General features: G+C 40.1%; 20 protein-coding genes. 17 read left to right on the top strand and 3 right to left on the bottom strand.

Annotated elements, in window-relative coordinates:
• The first annotated feature begins 55 nt into the window (after positions 1 to 55).
• Genes OC25_RS24440 through OC25_RS24430 form a run of 3 tightly spaced genes read left to right on the top strand, consistent with a single transcriptional unit; the run spans position 56 to position 1,322 of the window.
• Positions 56 to 241, top strand: coding sequence for a hypothetical protein (locus tag OC25_RS24440; RefSeq protein ID WP_039482255.1), 186 nt, complete (start codon positions 56 to 58; stop codon positions 239 to 241).
• A 3-nt stretch (positions 242 to 244) separates the two neighbouring features.
• Entirely contained in the window at positions 245 to 721 is a 477-nt protein-coding gene (locus tag OC25_RS24435; protein WP_039482250.1) for an RNA polymerase sigma factor, read from the top strand.
• Between the two features lies 1 nt (position 722).
• Complete coding sequence (locus tag OC25_RS24430; RefSeq protein WP_039482248.1) at positions 723 to 1,322, top strand: hypothetical protein; 600 nt, start codon at positions 723 to 725, stop codon at positions 1,320 to 1,322.
• Here the strand turns inward: OC25_RS24430 and OC25_RS24425 are convergent.
• A complete protein-coding gene (locus OC25_RS24425) occupies positions 1,311 to 2,237 on the bottom strand; it encodes an AraC family transcriptional regulator (protein ID WP_039482318.1) in 927 nt (308 codons plus the stop codon). The genes OC25_RS24430 and OC25_RS24425 overlap by 12 nt on opposite strands.
• Positions 2,238 to 2,472: 235 nt before the next feature.
• On the opposite strand from OC25_RS24425, the gene OC25_RS24420 reads away from it, so the two are divergent.
• The 3 genes from OC25_RS24420 to OC25_RS24410 all read left to right on the top strand — a co-directional run bounded on the left by OC25_RS24420 (position 2,473) and on the right by OC25_RS24410 (position 5,042).
• Positions 2,473 to 3,978, top strand: coding sequence for an aldehyde dehydrogenase family protein (locus OC25_RS24420; protein WP_039482245.1), 1,506 nt, complete (start codon positions 2,473 to 2,475; stop codon positions 3,976 to 3,978).
• A 96-nt stretch (positions 3,979 to 4,074) separates the two neighbouring features.
• On the top strand, positions 4,075 to 4,449 hold the full coding sequence (locus OC25_RS24415) for a DUF779 domain-containing protein (RefSeq protein ID WP_039482243.1): 375 nt from the start codon (positions 4,075 to 4,077) through the stop codon (positions 4,447 to 4,449).
• Positions 4,450 to 4,841: 392 nt separating this feature from the next.
• Positions 4,842 to 5,042 carry a hypothetical protein gene (locus tag OC25_RS24410; protein WP_039482238.1) on the top strand — a complete coding sequence of 67 codons (201 nt, stop codon included), beginning with the start codon at positions 4,842 to 4,844 and terminating at the stop codon, positions 5,040 to 5,042.
• A 3-nt stretch (positions 5,043 to 5,045) separates the two neighbouring features.
• Here the strand turns inward: OC25_RS24410 and OC25_RS24405 are convergent, their stop codons facing one another.
• Positions 5,046 to 5,447, bottom strand: a complete 402-nt coding sequence (locus OC25_RS24405; protein ID WP_039482234.1) for a thiol-disulfide oxidoreductase DCC family protein — start codon at positions 5,445 to 5,447, stop codon at positions 5,046 to 5,048.
• A 130-nt stretch (positions 5,448 to 5,577) separates the two neighbouring features.
• Here OC25_RS24405 and OC25_RS24400 point away from each other — a divergent pair, with 130 nt between their 5' ends.
• From OC25_RS24400 to OC25_RS24355, 10 genes are all read left to right on the top strand, one after another.
• On the top strand, positions 5,578 to 6,405 hold the full coding sequence (locus OC25_RS24400; protein WP_052266432.1) for an aminotransferase class IV: 828 nt from the start codon (positions 5,578 to 5,580) through the stop codon (positions 6,403 to 6,405).
• 114 nt (positions 6,406 to 6,519) lie between these two features.
• Positions 6,520 to 7,065: a bifunctional pyr operon transcriptional regulator/uracil phosphoribosyltransferase PyrR gene (gene pyrR / locus OC25_RS24395; RefSeq protein ID WP_039482230.1), complete on the top strand. Its 546-nt coding sequence runs from the start codon at positions 6,520 to 6,522 to the stop codon at positions 7,063 to 7,065.
• A gap of 7 nt (positions 7,066 to 7,072) precedes the next feature.
• Positions 7,073 to 8,002, top strand: a complete 930-nt coding sequence (locus OC25_RS24390; RefSeq protein ID WP_039482225.1) for an aspartate carbamoyltransferase catalytic subunit — start codon at positions 7,073 to 7,075, stop codon at positions 8,000 to 8,002.
• Positions 8,003 to 8,465: 463 nt separating this feature from the next.
• Positions 8,466 to 11,489, top strand: coding sequence for a tetratricopeptide repeat protein (locus OC25_RS24385; RefSeq protein ID WP_039482222.1), 3,024 nt, complete (start codon positions 8,466 to 8,468; stop codon positions 11,487 to 11,489).
• Between the two features lie 4 nt (positions 11,490 to 11,493).
• Positions 11,494 to 13,191 (top strand): porin family protein, encoded by a 1,698-nt coding sequence (locus OC25_RS24380; protein ID WP_039482219.1) that lies wholly within the window; start codon positions 11,494 to 11,496, stop codon positions 13,189 to 13,191.
• Positions 13,192 to 13,501: 310 nt separating this feature from the next.
• Positions 13,502 to 15,172 carry an HU domain-containing protein gene (locus OC25_RS24375; protein WP_039482216.1) on the top strand — a complete coding sequence of 557 codons (1,671 nt, stop codon included), beginning with the start codon at positions 13,502 to 13,504 and terminating at the stop codon, positions 15,170 to 15,172.
• The gene (locus OC25_RS24370; protein WP_039482213.1) at positions 15,172 to 15,876 is read left to right on the top strand and encodes a MotA/TolQ/ExbB proton channel family protein; all 705 of its coding nucleotides are present in this window, start codon (positions 15,172 to 15,174) and stop codon (positions 15,874 to 15,876) included. The genes OC25_RS24375 and OC25_RS24370 overlap by 1 nt, the downstream gene beginning before the upstream one ends.
• Positions 15,876 to 16,277: an ExbD/TolR family protein gene (locus OC25_RS24365; protein ID WP_039482209.1), complete on the top strand. Its 402-nt coding sequence runs from the start codon at positions 15,876 to 15,878 to the stop codon at positions 16,275 to 16,277. Before OC25_RS24370 ends, OC25_RS24365 begins: the two co-directional genes overlap by 1 nt.
• Entirely contained in the window at positions 16,277 to 17,098 is an 822-nt protein-coding gene (locus OC25_RS24360; RefSeq protein ID WP_039482205.1) for a hypothetical protein, read from the top strand. The genes OC25_RS24365 and OC25_RS24360 overlap by 1 nt, the downstream gene beginning before the upstream one ends.
• A gap of 142 nt (positions 17,099 to 17,240) precedes the next feature.
• Positions 17,241 to 18,530, top strand: a complete 1,290-nt coding sequence (locus OC25_RS24355) for a bifunctional folylpolyglutamate synthase/dihydrofolate synthase (RefSeq protein ID WP_039482202.1) — start codon at positions 17,241 to 17,243, stop codon at positions 18,528 to 18,530.
• 82 nt (positions 18,531 to 18,612) lie between these two features.
• Here the strand turns inward: OC25_RS24355 and OC25_RS27125 are convergent, their stop codons facing one another.
• Positions 18,613 to 20,271 carry a DUF3472 domain-containing protein gene (locus OC25_RS27125; RefSeq protein ID WP_052266431.1) on the bottom strand — a complete coding sequence of 553 codons (1,659 nt, stop codon included), beginning with the start codon at positions 20,269 to 20,271 and terminating at the stop codon, positions 18,613 to 18,615.
• Between the two features lie 371 nt (positions 20,272 to 20,642).
• Here OC25_RS27125 and pafA point away from each other — a divergent pair, with 371 nt between their 5' ends.
• Positions 20,643 to 22,301: an alkaline phosphatase PafA gene (gene pafA, locus OC25_RS24345; protein ID WP_039482198.1), complete on the top strand. Its 1,659-nt coding sequence runs from the start codon at positions 20,643 to 20,645 to the stop codon at positions 22,299 to 22,301.
• Positions 22,302 to 22,550 lie beyond the last annotated feature (249 nt).

Here is a 22,550-nt window from a genome sequence, read left to right as displayed (position 1 = left end):
TGGGGCTATTGCTTACTAACTGTTCAAAAATTAGTGATTCAGTAAGAGTAGTAACATGGAAAACAAAACTTCAAAATTCGGAACATCAGCATTTTTAATTTGTGTGGTAAGCTGTACCAACATGCCTTATTTTTTAAAATATCCCCTATTGCTTGTGGCAGCAATATCTTTGGTTATCGGGATTTACCAATACCAGAAAACATTTAAATCAATGGCTAAACCAGCAGATCAGGCTAAATAAGGTATGATAGCAAAATCTTATCTCGATAAACTCGAGGCACATAAAGGCATTATCTATAAAATGGTAAACCTGTATGCCGATGACGAGGAAGACCGTAAAGATTTATACCAGGAAATTGTTTTCCAGAGCTGGCAGGCCTATCCCCGCTTTAAGGGCGATGCCCAATTTTCGACCTGGCTATATAAGCTCAGCTTAAATGTATCGCTCTCTTTTTTAAGCAAAAAACAAAAACAAACCCAGCTTAAAAGCCGCCAAGCTTTGGATTATTATTTCGAACCGCCTGAATTATCAGAACGTGCCGATTGGCTGTACCGTTGCATTAAACAACTCACAGAAATTGACCGCAGTATAATAATGCTTCATCTTGATGGTTTCGACAATACCGAAATCAGCGAAATGATGGGGATCTCCAGAAACCACACCAACGTGAAATTACATCGCATTAAACAACAATTAACTACCCTTTTAACAGGCAAATAACATGAATTTAGAACAAGAATGGCAAAACCTGAGTGTAGAATTTAACACAAAAGCCGGGCAGATAGATAGCACGAAATTAAACATCGACGAGAAAGCACACAGCCTTTTACAGGACCTGATTTTTAAAATGAAGTGGAAATTAAGGTGGATCAGAATTATTGATCTTCCGCTTTTAGCACTGGCCATATTTGCCAAAGGCGATTTAAAAATATTGCTGCTGCTTGTTGTAATTACCTACGAGATCTGCAGGGCATTGGGTGTGCGCGATTTTAACAAAATTAAAACAGCTGTAGACTATAACGCCAACACCAAACAGGTGCTCACCGATAACTTTAACGCTATAAAAAAGATTTTACGCGGCGAAACCATTTTCGGTTACATCTTTTTGCCTCTAGCTGGCCCCATTGGTTTACTGGCCTACCGGCTATACGTACACCAAACCATGGCCCAAGTAATTCAGTTGCCTCATTTCTTTTTACAAATGGCCTTATTAGCACTGGTTGGTATTCCTTTTATCTGGCTTACCAAAAGGATGAACGACAGTATTTTTGCTGCTCCTTTAAAACAGCTAAAAGATAAGCTAAATGATTTAATGGATTAACTGGCTGGCTACTTGCAACTGGTAAGCCCCGGGCGTAATGCCAACAATCTTTTTAAAGGTGCGGATAAAATAATTGGCATCGCTAAAGCCGAGTTCGTAACTGATAGAAGCTACTTTACCTCCTGGCTGCGACAACAATACTTTGGCCTTATTTATTTTTTCAGCCAGAATAAAATCGTTCGGACTAATACCGAGCTCGCGTTTAAACAACCGGTAAAAAGTGGCTTTGCTCATGCAGGCCTTATCGCTCAGGCTGTTAATGTTAATCTTCTCGTTTAAATTGGCCTTGATGTAATTGAGCACATAAGCCAATGGATTATGATTGGGATTATGCGTATCGCTGTTTAAAATATTCAAATTCTGGGTTTGCATAATCCTCACCAACAGCTCTTTCAGGGTTAAATCGGCCAGGATATCTTTTTCTTTTGAGCGTTCGGAGCAAATACGGATTACCTTGTTAATCAGGTAAGCAATTTCTTCGTTATTGTAAAAGTGGTATTGATCGTAATTTAACAGCCACTTTTCATTACTCCCTTCCTTCGGAAAAAATTCGTTTAAATAAGCAATGGTTTTCTTAATCTGGTCCTGATCTATGGCCAAAGCAATACATTGGGTTGGATTTACATTTGTGGCTTCAGGAAAATCGATTTTCATGGTTACAGCAGGCGGAACAATAACTGTTTGGCCCGGAAAGTAATCGAAGCCTTTTTTATCGAACAAATGCATCACCTTTTTGCCCCGCAGCATACTGGTAATCACAAAATCGTTAAAGGTAAGCGGAACCCGGTACGATTCGGTATAGGTTTCGAAAACATTGAGCTCGCAACGCTCTAAAGTATAAGAAGTACGGTTCTCGACCAAAGTCTGCAAACTTTCTGATTTACTTAAACTTACCTGATCCAATACATGTGCCATAACAATAAAGATTTGGTTAGCGAGCATTACTCTACCCAAATATAAAAGTATTTTGGCAAGCTTGTTCATGCTGCAACAATAATGCTATCGGTTGAGGCAATTATACTATCACTGCCATGTACTTTGCCATTAGGTTTGTATTAACCAAATCTTAAAACCGCAAAGAAAACACAGAGCCAATTCTTTCCAGAACTGCTACAAGTGTTTTTCGAACCACACCAATTGAATAATAATTATGGAAAACTTAATTAAAAAACCGGCATTCAAACCCCATTACGATAACTACATCGGCGGAAAGTTTGTAGCACCGGTAAAAGGCGCTTATTTCGATAACATCTCTCCTATTGACGGGAAGGTATTTACCAAAGCTGCACACTCTACCAAAGAAGACCTAAGCCTGGCTGTTGATGCTGCACATGAAGCATTTAAAACCTGGAGCAAAACCTCTGCAACCGAAAGAAGCATTATACTAAATAAAATTGCCCAGCGGATGGAAGACAACCTGGAATATCTGGCCACCGTTGAAACCATCGATAACGGTAAAGCCGTGCGCGAAACCCTGGCTGCCGATTTACCACTGGGCATTGACCATTTCAGGTACTTTGCCAGTGTAATCCGCGCCGAAGAAGGTTCACTTTCAGAGCTAGACCAGAATACCGTTTCGCTTATTGTTCACGAACCGATCGGTGTAGTTGCACAAATTATTCCCTGGAACTTCCCTTTGTTAATGGGGATCTGGAAACTGGCGCCAGCACTTGCTGCAGGTAATTGTGTGGTTTTAAAACCAGCCGAAAGTACACCAGTTTCGATCATGATCTTAATGGAATTAATTGGCGATTTATTGCCTCCGGGTGTAGTTAATGTGGTAAATGGTTTTGGTGCAGAGCTTGGCCGCGCATTGGTTACCAATCCTAAAATTGCTAAAGCTGCCTTTACCGGTTCTACACCTACTGGCCGCCTGGTCATGCAATATGCTACAGAAAACATCATCCCGGTTACATTGGAGTTGGGCGGTAAATCGCCCAATATCTTCTTCAGTTCGGTAATGGCCGAAGATGATGCCTTTTTAGATAAAGCTGTTGAAGGTGCAGTAATGTTTGCCTTAAACCAGGGCGAAATCTGTACCTGTCCTTCGCGCTTACTGGTACAGGAAGATATTTATGAGAAATTTATCACCAAAGTTATTGAGCGTACCAAAGCCATTAAAATTGGTAGCCCGTTAGATCGTACAGTGATGATGGGTGCACAGGCTTCGAAAATACAATACGAAAAAATTGCGGCCTACATTAAACTCGGCAAAGAAGAAGGCGCAGAAGTATTAACTGGTGGCGAAGTAAATGAGTTAAGCGGCGATTTAGGTGGCGGTTATTACATTAAACCTACCATTTTTAAAGGCCACAACAAAATGCGGATTTTTCAGGAAGAAATTTTTGGTCCCGTACTGGCCGTTACTACTTTTAAAACCGTTGACGAAGCTATCGAAATTGCCAATGATACCTTATATGGTTTAGGTGCCGGTGTTTGGACGCGTGATGCACACGAACTTTACCAGGTACCCAGGGCCATCCAGGCCGGCCGGGTTTGGGTTAACCAATACCATGCCTACCCTGCTGGTGCACCATTTGGAGGCTATAAACAATCGGGGGTTGGCCGCGAGAACCACAAAATGATGCTTGGTCATTACCGCCAGACTAAAAACATGTTAATTTCTTATGACAAGAACAAACTGGGTTTCTTTTAGCACAAAAAAATAAATTGTCCGTTGATTAGAGATGCCGCAGTTAAACAGGCTGTTTAACTGCGGCTTATTGCGAACTGCTTAGTGTAAAATTTTACCATGACCAATAGAATCGACAGTACCCAAAAAGCAAAAGAACTGATTGCCATTTTAAAAGAACAGCATGGCGATTTGATGTTTTATCAGGCCGGTGGTTGTTGCGAAGGTACACAACCCCAATGTTTTGAAAAAGGTGGTTATTATCTCCGAATGCATGATATTTGCCTCGGCGAAGTGGAAGGCTGCCAATTTTGGGTAGACCGCGATCTTTTTGAATATTGGCAGTTTTCGCACTTTACGCTCGATGTACTGGATGGTTTCGGTGTGGGCGGCTTTTCATTAGAAACCCCATTACAAAAAACCTTTAAAGTACACTATCGTTTATTTACAAAAGCAGAACTCGAAGATTTAGTGCCGGTTAAAACGGCAGAATAATGTTTGTATTTGGTTAATTGAAGTCAGTTTGGAGCAATCCGGCTGACTTTTTTATTTAAGGAAATCGTCATCTCGACTGAAGCGCAGCGAAATGGAGAGATCTATCTCGATAGATTTATCTTGCTGAACCTTCGGATCCTTGGCTTTGTTGTACTCCGTTATCAATGATATCCTCAATAGAAATTCGTCATTGCAAGGAGAGACGACAGTCTGCCCGTTTTTAGGGGAAGCAATCTTACAAAACGGGCTTACAGCGACCGCTTTAAGATTGCTTCAGCCAATGAAGAATTGGCTTCGCAATGACGATCCTCTGCGATATATCATTCATCACTCTAATAAAAAGCTAAAATAATATTAAAAATTAATGCAATCTTTGCATTCAAATTCAAAACATGAGGAAAGTATTTGCCGTAATCTGCACCATTATTACACTTTTTGCCATTAAAGAAGCAGTATATGTATTTACCTCTACTGAGCCGGATATGGTTAAACAGCGTGAAATCATGATTGTAATTGCGCTAAGTATCTGTATTCCTTTAATTATCCTCACTTTGTGGCTTTGGTCGCCACGCAAAAAGAATAACGGCCAGTAATTACTAGGGATAAAATTTACTTTTTAAAGCCGGCGTAGGTATCCAGCAGCTTTCTTCCTTACCCCACCACTTGTAGCGGTTTTTGGCTATGATGTTGTAAACCCAATCTCTAATAAATTTTGGAATGATAATAAAGCCATACAACAGTGGCCAGGCCCCATCCAGTTTTTTAGCAATCCTTAATGCCGCCGAAGATTTGGTATACAATTTCCCTTCTTCTAAAAGCATTACCGTATTGAGCTGGCGCGGATCGATTTTAAACTCAGGCAAAACCGCTTTAGCCAACTCTCCCTGAATCGCTGTAAAACCAAACTGATCTTTTTTATCGTGTGCAATAACAAACTGAACCGACGCATTGCAAAGGTTACACACTCCATCAAAAAAGATTATTGGCTTGTTAAGCATGGCTAAAATTAACAATTAACACCCGCATAAAAATCAGGCTTTTGTATTATTAACCTTCAATTCTGCTAAAAGTTTAGCAATTCAAGTTCAATTAGCTTAATTTTAAATATCATATTCAACACACAGCGCGATGTATATTTCCATCAATAACAAATTGTACCCGGCCGCAGAGGCCAATATTTCAGTTTCAGATTTGGCTGTACAAAGAGGCTTTGGCATTTTCGATTTTCTTAAAACGGTCAATCACAAACCCATTTTTATCGACAATTATTTCGACCGGTTTTACCATTCGGCACAGGAAATGAATATGGAAGTGAGTTTTGATCGCACGCAACTGCGTAAAAGTATAAACGAGCTGATCGAAAGAAATAACATCCCCAACTCGGGCATCAAAATAATTTTAACCGGTGGTTTTGCCGACGATGGCTATACCATGAGCAAACCCAACCTGATTATTACCCAAACACCTTTAGAAGTTAATCCAGATCCTTTTAAAAACCCGTTGAAACTACTTACTTATAATCATCAGCGCCAACTGCCGATGGTTAAAACGATCGATTATCTTCAGGCGATCAGGCTACAATCGTTTGTTAAAAACAGTGGCGCAGAAGATTTACTATACCACAACAACGGCTTAATCAGGGAGTGCCCCAGGGCAAATTTCTTTATCGTAACCGATCACCAGATTGTGACGCCTAAAACAGAAATTTTAAAAGGAATTACCCGCAGCAAAATTTTAGGGCTCGAAATTGCAGGCTACAAAATAGTAGAACGTGATTTTGAACTCGAAGAGTTATACACCGCTAAAGAGGCTTTTATCAGCAGTTCTACTAAAAATGCCTGGCCGGTGGCCGTAATTGATGGTAAGGAGATTGGCAATGGTACTTTCGAAGTGGTAAAAACAATAAACAGCAAGCTCCTTCAACTTATTGATGATTACCAGCAGCATGGTGCATAATATTGCAATTCATAATAACTGAAAATTAAGATTTTAACCAACGAAAGCCAAAACAATCTGCATCTGGCTTTACAACCTTAAAACATTTTTATATATTTGCCCAATCCTTCTTCAATGCAAAAGAAAACACTTCTTGACGGACAAAAAATTCAGATTACAATTAAGAGGCTCTGCCATCAGTTAATTGAAAACCACGACGATTTCTCGAATACCGTTTTAATTGGCATTCAGCCAAGGGGTATCTTTTTGGCCGACCGTATTCACCAGGAATTACAAACCATCCTTAAAAACAAAAAAATATTAAAGGGTAACCTTGATATTACTTTTTTCAGGGATGATTTTCGCCGTAAAGACGGACTGGTAACTGCAAGCAGCAATTCTATCGATTTTATCATCGAAGGCAAAAAAGTAATCTTAATTGATGACGTACTTTGGACCGGCAGAACTATCAGGGCAGCAATGGATGCTATTTTGGCTTACGGCCGTCCGGAAAAAGTAGAACTTTTGGTTTTAATCGACCGCAGGTTCAGCAGGCATTTACCCATTGAGCCCGATTATATCGGCCATCAGGTAGACAGCCTCAATTCGCAACAGGTAAAAGTAACCTGGACAAGCGAAGGCAGTGAAGACAAAGTAGTTTTATTATCGGAAAAACAATAAATTAAAAATGGCAGCAGAAAAATTATCAACCCGACATCTTTTAGGCATTAAAGATATTAACCGGAATGATATCGAATTGATTTTCGAAACTGCAGATAATTTTAAGGAAGTGATTAACAGGCCCATTAAAAAGGTGCCCTCACTTCGTGATATTACTATTGCCAACATTTTTTTCGAGAACTCTACCAGAACCAAGCTTTCTTTCGAGCTTGCCGAAAAAAGGCTTTCGGCTGATGTGGTAAATTTTGCCGCCTCATCTTCGTCGGTAAGTAAAGGCGAAACCCTTATTGATACGGTAAACAACATCCTATCAATGAAGGTGGATATGGTGGTGATGCGCCATCCATATGCAGGTGCCGGTCAGTTTTTAAGCAAACACGTTAAAGCCCAGATTGTAAATGCAGGCGACGGTGCACACGAGCACCCTACACAAGCCTTGCTTGATGCTTTCTCTATCCGCCAGAAACTGGGCGATGTTGCAGGCAAAAAAGTGGTTATTGTGGGCGATATTTTGCACTCGCGTGTGGCCATTTCCAATATCCTTTGCTTACAGCGCTTAGGTGCCGAAGTAATGGTATGCGGGCCTACTACACTTATTCCTAAGCACATCCACCAACTGGGTGTAAAAGTAGAACACAACCTGATTAAAGCCCTGAACTGGTGCGATGTAGCCAATATGCTGCGCATTCAGTTAGAGCGCCAGGACATAAAATATTTCCCTTCGCTAAGAGAATACGCCATGATGTATGGCTTAAACAAACAAATCTTAGATAATCTGGATAAAGAAATCGTTGTAATGCACCCGGGCCCGATAAACCGCGGTGTAGAGATTACCAGCGATGTAGCCGATAGCAAACAATCTATTATTCTGGAGCAGGTAGAAAACGGTGTTGCCATTCGTATGGCGGTGTTGTATTTACTTGCGAGTCAGGGCTAGAGTTGAGCTGGGAGTTTGGAGTTGTTAGTTTGGAGTAGGTTTTCTTTACAATTAACCGATTTAAACAATTAACCAGTTAACCCACTAAGCAGTTTTCAATTGGCAGTTTCCAGTTAGCAATGCAACAATCTCCAACAATACAGTTAACCGATTTAAACAATTAACCAGTTAACCAATTATGCAGTTTTCAATTGGCAGTTTCCAGTTAGCAATGCAACAATTACAACAATACAGTTAACCGATTTAAACAATTAACCAGTGAACCAATTTCATTGTCCGCGATAAATCCACCAATGAACAAATGACTATTGAACGAATGAACCGGTAATTTTCCACATTCGCACTTCAGCCAATACCAAAGCAAAAAACCTGTCGTTTAATTGTGTTATTAACAGATGTTAATTACTTCTGTTGATAAGCTTTGATACTATTTCTAATTTAGTACCAACCATATTTGAAACCAATGCAGAAAAAATACTTACTAATTCCGCTATTTGTAGCAGGAGGTTTGAGCACCTACGCCCAGGTTAGCGCCGTGCAAAATCTTAATAAAAACTATCAAACGGGCTTAGAGTTATTAGACAAAGAAAAATATACGGCAGCCGCACAACAGTTTAAACTCGTTGAGCTGCAACGTTATAAACCTTCTACCCAAACCGAAAGCAACGCCGAGCTTTCGCTGTTAAAAGAAAATGCAAAATTCTATGCTGCCGTTTGCGCACTGGAGTTAACCAATAGCGATGCCGAAAGTCTGTTTCAGGCTTTTATCCGCGATTATCCGCTAAACCCAAACACCAAGCTGGCTTATTTTTATGTTGGAAAAACCTATTTCAACCAAAAAAACTATAAAAAAGCTTTAGAGTGGTTCGAAAAAACCGATCCCTCTACCCTTTCGGGCAAACAAAGAAACGAATACCAGTTTAAACAGGGTTATGCTTATTTCGAGCTTAAAGATTACGAAAAAGCAGAACCCTTATTCGAGAAAGTTAAAAAAGAAGAAGGTGCCTTTCAGGAAAGTGCTACCTACTATTTTGCTTACATCAATTATTTAAACAAAGAGTATAAAACAGCCCTTGCTAATTTCGAAAAACTAAAAGGTTCGCCAACTTACGAGGCCAGCTATCCCTACTACATCACCTCGATGTATTACTTAGATGAGCGTTACGATGATGTGATCAGCTATGCGCTGCCCATTATGCAAAAAACCAAACAACAGTTTGAACCCGAAATGTTGAGTTTGGTGGCAGCCTCTTACTTTGCAAAATCTGATTTTAAAAACGCAGAGAAATACTTTGCAGATTTTTATGCTAAAGATAAAAGCGAAACCAAAAACAACCTTTTCATTTACCAGTATGGTTATTCTTTGTTCCAAAACAAGAAATACAAAGAATCGGTAGCGGTTTTAGAAAAGTTGAATACCGACGATATTTACCTGCAAAACGGTATGCATACGCTGGGTAAAGCTTTTATCCAGTTAAACAATAAACAAAAAGCACAAAGTGCCTTTTTCAGGGCATCGCGTTTAGATTTCGACAAAGCCATCCAGGAAGAAGCCTGGTTAAACTATGCAAAATTAAGCTACGAGCTTGAATTCCATCAGCAGGCATTAGAGGCTACACAGGGTTTCTTAAAAAACTTCCCTAAATCGCGCAAAATAAACGAAGCTAAAACTTTGTTGGGCGAAGTGTTGCTTACCACTAAAAACTATCAGGCTGCAGTTGATATTTTAGAATCAATCCCCGATAAAACTTTAGAAGCCAAAGAAGCTTACCAGAAAGTTACCTATTTCCGTGGCCTGGAATTCTATAACGAAAGAGCATTCCCCAATGCATTATCGATGTTCTTACGTTCAGAGAAATTTGCAGAAGACAGTGAAATACATGCTTTAAGCACCTATTGGAAAGCAGAATCGATGTACGAGCTGCGTAAATATGGCGAAGCTGTAACTACTTTCGAGAAGTTTTTGAAAATGCAGGATGCCGACAAAACCGGCGTTTACAATTTTGCCAACTACGCCCTGGCTTATGCAGCTTTTGAAGATGAAAAATACAGCAAAGCCGCCAACTATTTCGAGAAGTTTTTAGCCGGAAACGATAAAGACCAGAAAACCATTGACGATGCCACCATCCGTTTAGCCGACTCTTATTTCGTAAACAAGAACTATGGCGATGCGATGGCGAATTACAATAAAATCATCAACAGACATACCAGCGCCGAAGATTACGCCACTTTCCAGAAAGGGATGATCCAGGGGCTGGAAAACCAGTATGATGCTAAAATTGGTACCATGCAAAGTTTGCTTTCTAAATTCCCGAATTCGAACTACGCTGATGATGCCGGTTTCGAAACCGCCTACACTTATTTTAACAAAGGGGACTTCGATAAATCTAAATCCGATCTGGTTGCTTTGGTAGCCAAATATCCACGCAGCAGTTATGTAGCCAAAGCTTTGGTAACTATTGGTTTGGTGCAATACAACCAGGACCAGGACGATGCCGCCTTAGAATCGTTTAAAAAGGTAATTACCGATTACCCAACTACCGATGAAGCCAAACAGGCGATGGAATCGATCAAAAATATCTACGTAGATCGTGGCGATGCCAATGGTTTCATTGCTTATGCCAATACCACCCCACTTGGCAATTACTCAAGCAATGAGCAGGATAATATCGTTTTTGCAGCCGTAAATAACCTCTATTTAAAAGGCGATGCCAACGGAGCTTTCCAGGCGGTTAATGCTTATTTCGATAAATTCCCGAAAGCCAACCACGAGAAAGAAGCCAAATTTATCAGGGCTGAATCGCTGGTGAAATTAAAACGTCCGGATGAAGCCATCCCGGATTACGAATTTATCCTGAACGATTGGACCAGCGATTATACCGAACGTTCGTTGGTTAGCATTTCGCAATTATTCCTCGATCAAAAAAAGTATAACGAAGCCATTGTTTACTTAAAAAGATTAGAGACAACAACTGATTATAAATCGCACTATAGTTTTGCCATCAACAACCTGTTAAAGGCTTACACGGCTTTAAACATGCCTGATGACATGCTTAAATATGCACAGTTGACCAAAGATTCGGAAAAAGCTTCGGAAGAAGAGAAAAATAGTTCAGGTTTATTCTCAGGTAAAGCTTATCTGTTAAAAGGCGATACCACCACAGCGGTTAAAGAATTTAAAAACGTAGTGGCCAAAACCAAAACAATTGCCGCTGCCGAGGCAAAATACAATCTCGCTTTGGTTGAGTATAACAAGGGCGATTACAAAACCTCATCTAAAACCTGTTTCGATCTGATCAATAACATGGCTTCTTATGATTATTGGGTAGCTAAATCATTTATCCTGCTATCTGATAACTATGTGGCCCTGAAAGATAATTTACAGGCAAAAAGTACACTTCTCAGTATCATTGATAATTACGATGGTAAGGATGACATCATCCCTACAGCCAAAGAAAAACTGGAAAAACTAAACAAGAAGAAGTAGCATTATGAAATCGATTAAATATATATATAGTTCACTGTTTCTTTTAGCTGCTGGATTAATGACTGCCCAGGCGCAGGATAAAAAGCCTGAAGAAAAAACTGCTGTAAACGAAGAGATTGAAGTGGTACGCCCTTACAAGCCCATTTTGGCCGAAGCAGTAAAACTGAGAAGAAGTCCGAATCTGGATGACGTTAAAACCTACAAGGCCAAACTGAATTACAGCATTACCGACAGAAAACTGGAATTGAATAGTGATATCCAGAAATTACAGGCCCAGGCCCTTGCCGAAGAGAAAGCCAGTATTTTGGTAAATAATTATGTTAAAGGTGCTTTTGGCTCGCAGGCTACGCTTTTAGGCGAAGCTTACTTCAATACTGGTAAAGACGAAGGTTTGCAACTTGGCGGTTATTTCAGGCATTTTAGTCAGGAAGGCAAGCTGAATAAACAAAACAGCAGCAGCCAGCAATTGAGTGTTTTTGGACGCAGCATATTAGACGAAAATACCTTCAGCGGTAAACTTAATTTTGAACGCAACGGCACCTATTTTTATGGTATTGACGATGCCCGCCCAACCTTAAATCCAAATCCTGAAAAACAAGCCTTAACCTTTGTTGAGCTGGAAGGCGAAATGGTGAAAAACTTTACCGAAGATCAGGATGCTTTTAGCTATGCCTTAAAAGCCAATGGTTATATCTGGGGTGATAAGTTTAGCGCCAAAGAAAATTACTTTACGCTGAATGGTTATTTAAACAAGCGCATCAGCTCGTTTAACTTAGGCCTGGCAGCTGCAACTGAGTTTGGCAATACCAAAGATGCTTTAACCAGTGTAGGCAACAATTTATTGCGTTTAAACCCTTACATCCGCTTGCAGGTGAATGGTGCAAAAATTACAGCTGGAATTAACTTTGTACAGGAGTTTGGAGCTTTTAGCAGCTCGAGGATTTTCCCTGCTGTTACTGCCGATTTCACTTTGATCCCAGATTACCTGCAGGTTTTTGGTGAGGTAAAAGGCGATGTAAACAGAAACTCGCTTAAAGGTTTAACTGATGAAAACCCTTGGTTAAACAGCAACATCAATATCCGAAATACCATCGAAAAATTAAGCTTCAGTGCAGGTATTAAAGGTACCGGCGGACCAGGTTTTGGTTACAAAGCCCGCATTTACGTAAAACAGTTTGATGATATGCCACTGTTTGTAAACAACTATACCGATTTTAATAAGTTTGATGTGATTTACGATTTCGGTAAAACCAAACTTACCGGTTTAGAAGGCGAAATTTCTGTACAGGTAAGCGATGCATTGAAATGGACAGGTAAATTAAATATCGACGATTGGAAACCTGCACAGGAAACCTACTCGTGGTTTAAACCAGGCTTAAAAGTAAGTTCGAACTTTGTGTACACCTACAATAAAAAATTAAGCTTTAATGTAGCAGTAGTTATTCAGGACGATGTTAAAGCAAAATTATACATTGCACAACCGGTTAACCCACAACAATATGTAGTACCTAATACTTCAATCGAATCGATCGAAACCGTTAAAGGCTTTGTTGATTTAGGTCTGGGTGCAGATTACAGAATTAACAATAAATTCTCTGTTTTTGCCAAAGCAAACAACATTTTGAATAAAAATTATAACCGTTACCTGTTTTATCAGGTAAATGGCTTTAATATTTTTGGTGGATTGACCTATTCATTTTAGGATTAACAAACATCAAACCCAAACGCCTTTAAGCACATTGCTTAAAGGCGTTTTTTGTAAATAACAAGCCTTTAAATTCAATAGAAGTGGCGAGTGATTTGGCTGGGGATATACCATTTCTGCGTTTATCAACGTTATGTTAAGAAGATACAGGTATCATTTTTGCTAATACTTAATTTAAATCGTTATCATCCATAAAAAATCATATCTTTCTTGTATTCAATTTTTTAACCGAAAATTAAAAATATGGTCATTGCTACATTTGAAGGTAGAATTAACAAATTAAAATAAAAACGCTAATTTTACCCGAATGGATATCTTATCATACCTTTTAGAGCTCTTGCAGCAACGCAAAGAAGTTGGTATTACCGGCTTGGGAACTTTTTATAAAAAGAAATATCCCGGTAGATACGATAAGGAAAAACAAACGTTTTTACCTCCTGGCTATACCCTTCAGTTCACTGCTGATGTTAAAGAAGAAAAAGCACTAACTGATTTTATTTCGGCGAAAAGAAATATCTCTGCAGAAAGTGCCCAATATTACATTGCCCAGTTTGTTGAAGAGGTAAACCAGAAACTGGAACAGGATCATGAAATTGAGTTAGAAAATACCGGTCGTTTGTTTTTTACCGAACAGGGTTTGGATTTCGAACCGATTAAAAATATGAATTACGGTTCTGAATTTTACGGATTGCCTTCGCTTACCGAAACCGCTGTTGAAGAAACGCAGACAGCACCTGTTAAAGAAGACGAAGCCGTTTATGATGAAATTGCCGAGGCTCCAATTGTTCCTGCGCCTTTCCAAAATAAATCGTACCAGCAACCGGTAATCGAAAATGTAGAACTGGACGAGGTAAAAGACGATTTGAGGAATACCCTGCAGCATACGGAGCATGCAATTGAAAAAACTGCTGAAACGCCTGCAACTCCTGCTCCTGAACCAGCCGTTATTGAAACGCCTGAATCAGAAGAAGCGAGCCATATCGAAGAACAGCATGAAGTAGCCATTCCGGAAGCAGTAATACACCAGCACGAGGAACATCCTAACCGTTTTGGACATACACCAGAATCAGAACAAGCCAATAAAGCTGTCGAAGCACAGGAGGTGGAAGTTCCGCCGGCAGTTGTACACCAGCACGAAGAGCATCCAAACCGTTTTGGACACACACCAGAGTCTGAAGATGCTGTTGCTGAAACACCTGATGTATTCACACCAAAACACCAGGAAGATCCGAACCGTTTCAGGCTGACTCCAGAACCAGAAGCTGCTAAAACTTACATCCCACTTGAGGAAGAGGTTAAACCAGCTGAACCTGTTGTAGAAGCTCCTGCTTTTATTAAACAACAGCACGAAGAACACCCTAACCGTTTTGGACACGATCCGATTGATCACGATACGCAGCCGCAAGGCATGTCTACCTGGTTAAAAGTGGTAATCATAGCACTGATCATTATTATTGCGGCTGCCATTACCTACCTGGTTAAACCCGAATTGTTTAACGGGCAATCCGAACCTGCAATCACAAATCCGGTAACTGTCGATTCGCCCAAAGTGGCCGTAGATACCCTGAAAGCGAAACAAGATTCTATCGCCAAAACCGATAGCATTTTAAAAGCCAATCAGGTACAGAAAAAGGCTGATACCGTAAAAAAAACAGCACCTAAAGTAACACCAGTTGCCCCAAAAGCAGAAACAGCACCTGCCAAACCGGAAACAGAAGCTAAAAAAACAGGTCCTGCAACTTTCGAAGTAATTGGCGCATCATTCGGAAGCGTTGAAAAAGCAGAACAATACATTAAGACCTTAAAAAAGGTGGGTATTAATGCAAAAATTGCGAAAATGCCGGGCAAACGTCAGAACGTGAGTTTGGGTACTTTCACCAACGAAAAAGAAGCCGTAGCACAAAAAGATTTATTACAGAAAAAACTCAAGGGAAAGGGTTACTACGTACAACAAATATTTAACAACACACAACCATAATGATAACTTTATTAATTCAAGACACCACACAAGCATTACAAGACACCGCAAATGCAATTAACCAGGCCGTAACACAGCCTGCACCAGAACTACATTTTATTGATTTATTATTTAAAGGCGGCTGGGTAATGATTCCCCTTGCATTTTTAGCCTTTTTAGCACTGGTTATATTTGTAGAACGTTATTTAACCATCAAAAAGGCAACTAAAGATGAATCAAACCTGATGGGCCAGATCAGATCATATATCCAATCGGGTAATTTAGATGGTGCCATGTCGCTTTTGAGAAACAATAATTCTCCGCTTTCGCGCATGTTGCAAAAAGGTTTAAGACGCATTGGTCGCCCGATTAAAGAAATTGAAGGCGCTATTGAGAATGTGGGTAAGTTAGAAGTTTCAAAACTCGAAAAGAACATCAGTATATTGGGTATTGTTGCAGGTATTGCACCGATGCTTGGTTTCGTTGGTACCATTGTGGGGGTAATCACCATTTTCCACCAGGTATCCATTAAAGGCGCTATCGAAATCGGAACCATTTCAGGTGGTTTATATACCAAGATGATTACCTCAGCAACCGGATTAATTATCGGTATTATTGCCTACGTGCTTTACCATATCTTAAACATTATGGTGGAGAAAATCATCCTGAAAATGGAGACCGATGCAATTGACTTTATTGATTTATTAGAAGAACCGGGCAAATAATGAATTTACGCAAAAGAACAAAAGGAGGTGTAGAAGTACATACATCGGCACTAAACGACATCATGTTCTTCCTGATGCTGTTTTTCCTGTTGGCATCTGCTGTGGTAAATCCTCAGGTAGTTAAATTGCTGTTGCCTCAGTCATCGAGTGGACAACAATCAACAGCCAAAAAAGCAGTTACGGTAACCATAGACGAAAAGTTAAATTATTTCGTTGATAAGAAACCGACACCAGAAGATCAGTTACAACCGGTTATTGAAGGCTTCCAGAAACTGGCACCCGATTTAACCATCATTTTGTACGTAGCTAAAAATGTACCTGCCGAAAACATTATGGTAGCCTATGATGTTGCCAATAAACTGAAATTAAAACTTGTTTTAGCTGTTGAGCCTAAAAAATAATGAATACTGCAGAAGAAAATAATTACCCAAAAGCAGTTGCCATTTCTACCGGGATAATGGCTTTTCTGCTTGCGATCAGCTTTTTCATTGTAATCGGCTCGTTCCAACCGCCAGAAGATATTGGTATGGGTGGTATGGTCGTAAATTATGGTACTGCAGCAGAAGGTATGGGCGATGATTACACCAGCATTGAAGAGCCCTCTGTTGATCCTAACGCTAATGGTAAAGCTCCCGACAAGGTTACTCCTGAAGAAAAAGTTACACCAAATACTTCAACCGAATCGAGTGAAAAAGAAATTCAGACACAGAATACTGAAGAAGCTTTAGCGGTAAATACCAAACCCACCAAGGTTAAAACCACTACCCCAACGGCGCAAACAGAAGAAAAACCTGCCAAGCCGGTTATCAATCAAAATGCTTTGTACAAAGGCAAAAAGAATCCTGGTCAGGGACAAGGCGATGGAACCGGAAGTACTCCTGGAAACCAGGGTGATAAAGATGGCGATCCGCTGGCCTCTAACTATGGAGAAGGTGGCTCAGGAAATGGAAATGTTCAACTTTCATTGGCCAGCAGAAAATTTATAGATATCCCCCGCATTCAGGATGATGGGCAAAGTGCAGGTAAAATTGCTGTTCAAATCCGTGTGGACAAAAATGGTAAAGTGGTTCAGGCCAGAGCGGGTGCAAGAGGTACTACCCTATCCGATTTAGCTTTATGGAGAAAATGCGAACAAGCCGTAATGGGAGCCAGCTTAAATAAACTGGAATCGGCACCTGATGTACAAACCGGAATCGTAATCTTTAACTTCAAAGTGAAATAATCATTTGAAATAAAATAATTCAAAAGCACAGGTAAAACACCTGTGCTTTTTTGTTTATAGCCCATTTCACTGGTGGTCTGTTTTAAAATCTTCATTATTTCATTTCAGAATCGCAATCCTCGGCTTATATTTGACCCGTATTATGAACTACCAGCAAACACTCGATTATTTATACAGTAAACTGCCCATGTTTACTCGTGTAGGTGCTTCGGCTTTTAAAAAAGATTTAACCAATACCATCATTTTTTGCGAAGCGCTGGGCAATCCGCAGGATAAATTTAAAAGCATCCATGTAGGCGGCACCAATGGTAAAGGTTCTACTTCGCACATGCTGGCTTCGGTTTTACAGGCACAGGGCTACAAAACGGGTTTATACACTTCGCCGCATTTAAAAGATTTTCGTGAGCGGATCCGCATTAACGGTAAAATGATTAGCAAAAGTGAGGTGATTGCTTTTGTTAAGAATCAGCGACAACTGATTGAAAAAGTCGAGCCTTCATTTTTTGAAGTTACGGTAGCGATGGCTTTTGATTGCTTTGCCAGGAATGAAGTAGATATCGCCATCATTGAAGTAGGTTTAGGCGGCCGTTTAGATTCGACCAATATCATTAGTCCGCTTACTTCGGTAATTACCAATATCAGTTTAGACCACACCAACATGTTGGGTAATACCCTAACCGAAATTGCTGGTGAAAAGGCCGGGATTATTAAAAAAAATACTCCGGTTGTAATCGGCGAAACCCATCCCGAATCTGCACCGGTATTTAATAAAAAGGCCTCAGAAATGAATGCACAAATTGTTTTTGCCGATCAGGTTTTAACCGCACGTGATTTTAAACTGGTGAACAATAAATTGTCATTATCAGTTTATCAGGGCGAAGCAATCAAATATAAACACCTGCAAAGCGATCTTACAGGTGTTTATCAACACAAAAATATCTTAACGGTTTTAGAAGCATTGGCTGTGCTCAATGCACAAACCGAAATCAAAACCGACGAGCAAAGCATTTACAAAGGCATAAGTCAGGTTAAAAAACAAACCGGTTTGCAGGGCCGTTGGCAAACTTTAAGCAAAAATCCCCTGGTAATTTGCGATACAGGCCACAACGAAGCCGGTATTAGCGAAGTAATTAAAAACATTAGCCAAACGCCATATCAAAACCTCCACATCGTTTTCGGGATGGTAAAGGACAAAGATATTTCGAAGGTTTTGTCGCTGCTGCCCAAAAATGCTGCTTACTATTTTTGCAAGCCCGATTTAGAACGTGGCTTAGCCGCCAATGAGCTTGCAGAACAGGCAGCCGGGTTTGGTTTAAAAGGAAATACTTATTCATCCGTAGCCGAAGCCAAGGCAATGGCTATCCAATCGGCTGGTTTAAAAGACCTTGTTTACATTGGTGGAAGCACTTTTGTGGTGGCCGAAGCGCTGTAAAGAGATAAATAATTCCCTCTTTTTCAAGATTAACGAAATGAGCTGAGTGCTATGTAGCCTCAACTCATTTGTTGTTATTGTTTTATTGTGCCTCTAATATCCATTGCTGGTTTGCAGAACCAGAAGTACCATTTATGCTATACTGCACAATCTTAGTACCACTGGTTGTACTACTCCCCGGGTTATCCAACACATAATGATTAGACAGGTTACTCTGGATTACATATTTATTTGCACCCACAGGAAGTAAAATCCACTGCTGATTTGCCCCGTTAGTAACCGTATACTGAATAATATTGCCGTTTAAGGCTTGTGTACCTCCAGCTATATCAAGCGCTTTACTGCTATTCGCATTAACGATTACATAGTTTGTTCCCTGAGTATTAAATTTCCACTTTTGTCCATTTCCGGTGGCACTGGTACTCTCAACCAGAAATGCACTATTGGCCGTGCTGTTATTTTCGATAGCAAGATAAAGCCCGCTTGATGCATTTTTGACTTTATACCAGGTATTAGCCATAATACCGCTTGTAACAGGAACAGTTACTGGTGTTGAATTCTGATTGAAAATATCGGTGATGGTAACTCTTACTGAATAAGTTCCGCTACCTAGGGTGCTGCTAATCGTGGCCGATCTTTTTTGAGGCAAAACCTCATTTACCGTGCTAACCACCGTGCCTGATGAATTAAGCAACTCTACTTTTGAAGAAAACTGAGGGCTTTTACTCTGATTGTTCGTCCAGTTTACCGTTACCGTACTGCCATTGCTAACTGCTGTTGCCGATTGTACTTCCCCAACGGTTAATGTTGGTGCGGTTCCCTGATTGGTTTGTGCCGGAAGCGTCAAAGTACGTCCTGTGCCGAAACCCGAACTGGGTTGAACATTTCCGCCATGCTCCATAAAATAAGCATCTTCTGTCGCATCATATCCCGAATTGAAAGCCCTGTCGTAAATACCGTTTCTGCCCGCATCGTTAGCATTTGCGCTAAAACTTCTGCTGGTGTGCTTTTCCCAGGTATTATTGGTGGTTAAATTCCAGCAATCTTTAAAAAATGCTTTTCTAACAAAACTGCCATCATAAGCGGGATTGGATCCAGTCCAGTTCTCCAAAAATGCATCATTACCTGAGCCCAGAAACTGGGTACGCTCAGGAATAGCCAATGTGGAGGTATGAAACCACACACCGCTGGTTTGATTTTGGATAAAAGTACCGATATATAACTTCCCGTTTAATTTCCATGCCCTTAAAGCTATATTATACCAGGTATTAAGTTCCCATTGATAAGGATTAATCGTTTTGTAACCATCACCCTCTCCTCCAAACCTGCTGCTCGTGGTTCCAGCTCCTGTATAAGCCACTTCCGAATACACGCCCCCGGCTGTATTTGGATCCCATAATGACGAGATCAAAATATTCGGTGTTCCAAAAGAATTATCGGGGGTTTGCTGTAAACCCGCATAACCGCCGGCATAATTGTGAACCGAAAAATATTCGGCATTGGCTGATTGCGTAATTTTTATTTTATGCAACTTAGCAATCGCATCAGAAGGAAAAGAAAAATAAAGGTGTTCTGAAGGTGCGGCATTCTCTCCACTTGCCGTAGCATTTGTGACCAAACTCAGTGCATTTTTTGATAGTTTCGGGCTTTCGGCAATAATACTTTTCTGACAGGAAAAGAGAAAAAATACCAGGATCCCCATGGCCATTACAGACCAGGTTGAAAATTTAGTCGACTTCATAGTTTTACAGTTGGTTAGGTGATTAATTGTAATCTTAAATTAACCACAAAAATCAAATTGCTATTATTTTTCTCTACGCAAACGATTGACTCCATTATGCTATCGTCAACCTTGATTTAGCAGCCATAACACTTGCAACTATATGAAAATGAGCACATTTTACAGTTTAAAACGCTATGTATTTTCGTGTTTCGAAATTATAAGAGGCCGAATGAAGTACCTGATGGCAGTTTTTTTGATTATTGCTAATTAGACAACCGTTTGCGCTTTAATTTCTGATAGAAATATCCCATTTCACTTCTAAATATTTACAAAAAGTTAAAAATATCTTTATTCAAAATGGTTACTTTAGCCGCATTAATAAAAATAAAATGAGAAAAATTCCTTGTCTGATCTTTTCAATTTCTATCTTATCCTTTTCGATTGCTTTTGGTCAAACCAAAAAGACCGTACCCGCAACAGCTAAGGCATTCCCTGCCGAAGTAGCCCGCCCTAAACTGGTGGTTGGCCTCGTTGTAGATCAAATGCGTTGGGATTACCTGTACCGTTATTATAACCGCTATACCAATGGTGGATTTAAAAGACTGGTGAACGAAGGTTTTTCAGTAGAAAATACTTTTATTCCTTATACCCCAACCTATACGGCATGTGGTCATACCTGTATCTACACCGGCTCAGTACCTGCTGTACACGGTATTATTGGTAACGATTGGTACGATCCTGAAACCAAAAGAACTGTTTACTGTACCGAAGATTCTACTGTAACTACTGTTGGCAGCACACCTTCATCTGAAGGAAATATGTCGCCAAAAAACATGTTAACCACTACCATTACCGACGAGTTGAGACTGGCCACTAATTTCAAGGGTAAAGTAATCGGTATTTCACTTAAAGACCGTGGCTCTATCCTTCCGGCAGGCCACGCGGCAAACGCTGCTTATTGGTATCAGGGCAGTACAGGTAACTGGATTACCAGTACGTATTACATGAAAGAAGTGCCAACCTGGATTGCAGATTACAACAAATTAAAGTTAGCCAACAAGTTTTATGCTAAAAACTGGGAAACACTATATCCGATTAATACTTATGTAAACAGTACTGCCGATGCTAAAGAATATGAAGGCAAAAACAATATTTTCCCGCACCAGTTAACTCAAAATATCGATAAAAACTTCGATGCCATCAGAAGCACTCCTTATGGTAATACCATTACGCTGGATTTAGCTAAACTGGCCATTTTATCAGAAGATTTAGGTCAGGATAACATTACCGATTTCTTAGCGGTAAGCTGTTCTTCTACCGATTATGTTGGCCATGCTTACGGACCTAACTCTATCGAAGCCGAAGATACTTACCTGCGTTTAGATAAGGATATTGAAGAGTTCTTTAACTATCTGGATAAAAAAGTAGGTAAAGGCAACTATACCGTATTCTTAACTGCCGATCATGGTGCAGCACATGTTCCGGGTTTTATGAAAGAAAACAAAATGCCTTCTGGTGTAGTAAGCGATAGGGATATTGCCAATAAATTGAACGCTTACCTGAACGATAAATTCAAAGTAAACAATGTGGTTTTAAGTTCGATGAACAACCAGATTATTTTCGACCACGATAAAACTGCTAAAGGCAATGTAAGCTTCGATGTGATTAAAGCCGCATCAGTTGAATTCTTAAAAACTTTAGATGGCTTCCAGAATGCGGTAGATATCTCAAAGATCTCACAAAGCACACTTCAGGAAATCCAGAAAAAAATGATCACCAACGGCTATAATGCACGCAGAAGCGGCGATATTTATTACGTTTTAGAACCAAACTGGTTTAACGGTGGCAGCACTGGTACCACGCACGGTAGCTGGAACCCTTACGATTCGCACATTCCATTGGTATTTATGGGCTGGGGAATTAAACCTGGTGCTACCAACAAAACGCATTACATGACGGATATTGCACCAACACTGGCGGCATTGCTCCACATCCAAATGCCAAACGGTACCGTTGGAGAACCGATAACAGAAATAACCAATAAATAATTCAAAGAAAACTATGCCCACCAGCATAGTTTTTTTATGTTTAATTGCAGGGGGTACACCATAATGATTTGTTATCCTAAGGGCAATTTATTATATAAAAATCAATATGAGTGACGGGGAGAGCTTAACGGCATTGATCTACTCGAAAAATCTTCATTGCGAGAAGGAACGACGAAGCAATCTTTCATGCCGGTAATTCTTGCTATAAAGATTGCTTCGTCGGCTGAAAAAGCCTTCTCGCAATGACGA

Source organism: Pedobacter kyungheensis (assembly GCF_000812965.1).
In the GTDB taxonomy this organism is placed as follows: Bacteria; Bacteroidota; Bacteroidia; order Sphingobacteriales; family Sphingobacteriaceae; genus Pedobacter; species Pedobacter kyungheensis.
This window is presented reverse-complemented; position numbering and strand designations above follow the sequence as displayed.